Origin of the sequence: Pseudoduganella sp. RAF53_2 (assembly GCF_052113985.1) — a bacterium.
GTDB lineage: Bacteria > Pseudomonadota > Gammaproteobacteria > Burkholderiales > Burkholderiaceae_D > Rugamonas.
Map to the genome: position 1 here is coordinate 1 of NZ_JBFRDW010000754.1, position 2,614 is coordinate 2,614.

Annotated in this window: 3 protein-coding genes; all 3 read right to left on the reverse strand. The window is 59.9% G+C overall.

The window, feature by feature from the left end:
* A partial coding sequence (locus AB4Z11_RS28970) for a hypothetical protein (RefSeq protein WP_442029281.1) occupies positions 1–474 on the reverse strand: 474 nt, incomplete at its 3' end.
* Between the two features lie 20 nt (positions 475–494).
* On the reverse strand, positions 495–1,451 hold the full coding sequence (locus AB4Z11_RS28975) for a type II secretion system F family protein (RefSeq protein WP_442029282.1): 957 nt from the start codon (positions 1,449–1,451) through the stop codon (positions 495–497).
* 14 nt (positions 1,452–1,465) lie between these two features.
* Complete coding sequence (locus tag AB4Z11_RS28980) at positions 1,466–2,443, reverse strand: type II secretion system F family protein (RefSeq protein ID WP_442029283.1); 978 nt, start codon at positions 2,441–2,443, stop codon at positions 1,466–1,468.
* Positions 2,444–2,614 lie beyond the last annotated feature (171 nt).

The window sequence follows — 2,614 nt, forward strand, 5'->3', positions numbered from 1 at the left end:
GACAGGGGCGGCGGCTTCGGCCAACTGCAGATTCTGGAAGGCCTTCGGTCCTGCACCCAGCGCCATTGCGCGGCGGAGCGTCTGCACGGCGGCCACGTTATCGCCCATCAGATATTGAATGTAACCGAGATTTGTATGCGGCTGCGCTTCGCCCGGATAGTCATTCACCAGCGCGACCAGCGCTTTGCGGGCTTCTTCAAGATGGCCTTGCTGCGCTTCGATGACGGCGACCGCATTGCGAGCTTCCAGCTGATTCGAGTCCAGCGACAGTGACTGTGCATAAGCGCCGAGCGCCAGGGCCAGTTGGCCGCGTTCCTGATGAAAGCGTCCGAGGCGATTCCATGATGCGAGCTGATTATCCTGATTAATGCGCATGACCGGCTGCATGGCGAGCGGGCGGGATGGCGGAGCACCGCAACCCTGTAGCAGAAGGCCACCGGTAAGAATGGCGAAGACAATGGGCTTGAGCTTCATTTTTTTGCTCCTTCTTGTTTTCAATTTACGCCACTCATGGTGGGCAGCAGCACGCGATAGATCTGGATGAAGGCTGGCCCCATCAGGACGACCAGCAGCGAGGGGAATATGAAGAAAATCAGCGGGAACAGCAATTTCAGCGCGATCTTGGCGGCTGCTTCTTCCGCACGCTGACGGCGCCTGGTACGAAGCTGTTCGGATTGCACGCGAAGCGAATCGGCGATGCTGGTGCCAAAGCGCTCGGCCTGAATCAGCATGGCGACAAGTGCATCCACGTCTTCAACTCCGGTGCGTAAGGCGAGATTGCGCAGTGCGCGTTCCTTGGGCAGACCAGCACGTAGTTCCAGCGTAACGAGGTGCAGTTCGTCGCTCAGCACAGGGCTTTTCAGGCCGATCTCGTCGGCCACACGCAGCAGGGCGGCGTCCATCGCAAGGCCGGCTTCCACACAGACGGTCATCAGATCAAGCGCGTCAGGGAAGGATTCAAAGATTTCGCGCTGCCGGCGCTGGATCAGATTCGCCAGCAGGAAGTTTGGGAAGTAGTAGCCGAAAGCGGCAGAAACCAACAGCCAGAACAGCGTGCCGTTCGTGGACATCTTGCTGTTGCTGACAGCGTGAAAAATCATCACCAGCAGCGGCAACCCTGCCGCCAGGGCTGTCTTGGCGGCGAAATACAGAACCGGCGCGCTGGGATGGCGCAGACCGGCGTTAAAGAAGCGTGTGCGTAGCGCGGAGTGTTCCCAGTTTTCGTCGGACTCGCCGGACAACTTGGCCAGTGGCGCCGTCATACGTGCCAGCCGCGCCATGCGGGCCGCCCCGCGTTCCTTGCGGTCATGCCCGCGCCGGCTGCCGGCGTCCGTTACGGCCTGCAGGCGTTCCTGCACAGGGTCGGCCGAGAAACGGCTCATGATCGCATAGGCCATGCCGAAAACGGCGGTGAAGACCACTGCGAGGAAAGCGATCTGCATGATACTCATGGCAGCCTCCGTAACTACACGCGAATTTTAATAATGCGGCGCATCACGAATACACCCGAAACCATCAGAGACAGCGCGCCGATAATCATCTTGCGCCCTGCAGGGTCGGTGTACAGCACTTGCAAGAACTCGGGATTCGACAGCTGGATAACGAAGCCCGCCACAAAGGGCAACAGCCCTAGCACCCAGGCTGACATCCGTCCTTCTGCCGACAGYACGCGCACCTGGCCGAGCAGTTTGATGCGTTCGCGGATAATGGCGCTGATATTGCCGAGAAGCTCAGAGAGATTGCCGCCGGTCTCGCGTTGGATCATCACTGCGATCACGAAGTAGCGCACGTCAGTGCTGGGGACGCGGGTGGCAAGATTCATCAATGCCTCCGACATGGACATACCGAAGTTGACTTCGTCGAAGGCGATGCGAAATTCCTCGGCGATCGGATCACGCATTTCGTCGCCCACCATTTTCAAGGCGGTTGGGAAGGCGTGGCCTGCGCGTAGAGCCCGGCCAATGAGATCCAGCGCGTCCGGCAGTTGATAGTCGATTTTGTGCAAGCGCTTTGCCTTGGCGCGGCGCGCATAGAGTAAGGGTAGATCTATGGCAAGTCCGGCTGCGGCAAAGACCAGAAGTCCATGGAGACCGAGCCAAAGAGCGAACCCGCCTGCCAGCGCAGCCGCTAACAGGGACAGCGTGATAAAGTCCGATACGCTCCAGGACAGACCCGATTGTTCGAGCAGGCGGTCCAAAGTGCTTACGCGGGGTAGCTTGAGCAGCAGACGTTGAAGGTAAGGCGACTCGCTCAGCAGCCGTTGCTTGATCATCGAGCTGTTTTGCTGGCCGGCGTAGCCGCCGGCGGACATCAGGCGCAGGCGGCGTGCCACGCGTTCGGCTTCCGGGCCTTTCTGCGCATTCCAGGCGAGGTAGAGACCTTCGATCCCCAGCACCACGGCCAGGAAGATCAGTGTCCCCATGATGTAGTAGAGGTAGTCCATGGCTTAGCCTTTCGTCGGCAGGGCTGGGGTAAAGATCTCGTCGGGCAGGACGACGCCGAAATTGCGCAGGCGTTCACCGAAGCGGGGGCGTACGCCGCTGGCGGTGAAGTAGCCTTGGACTGCGCCTTCATTGGACAGGCCGGTCTGCTTGAAGCAGATGATCTCCTGCAT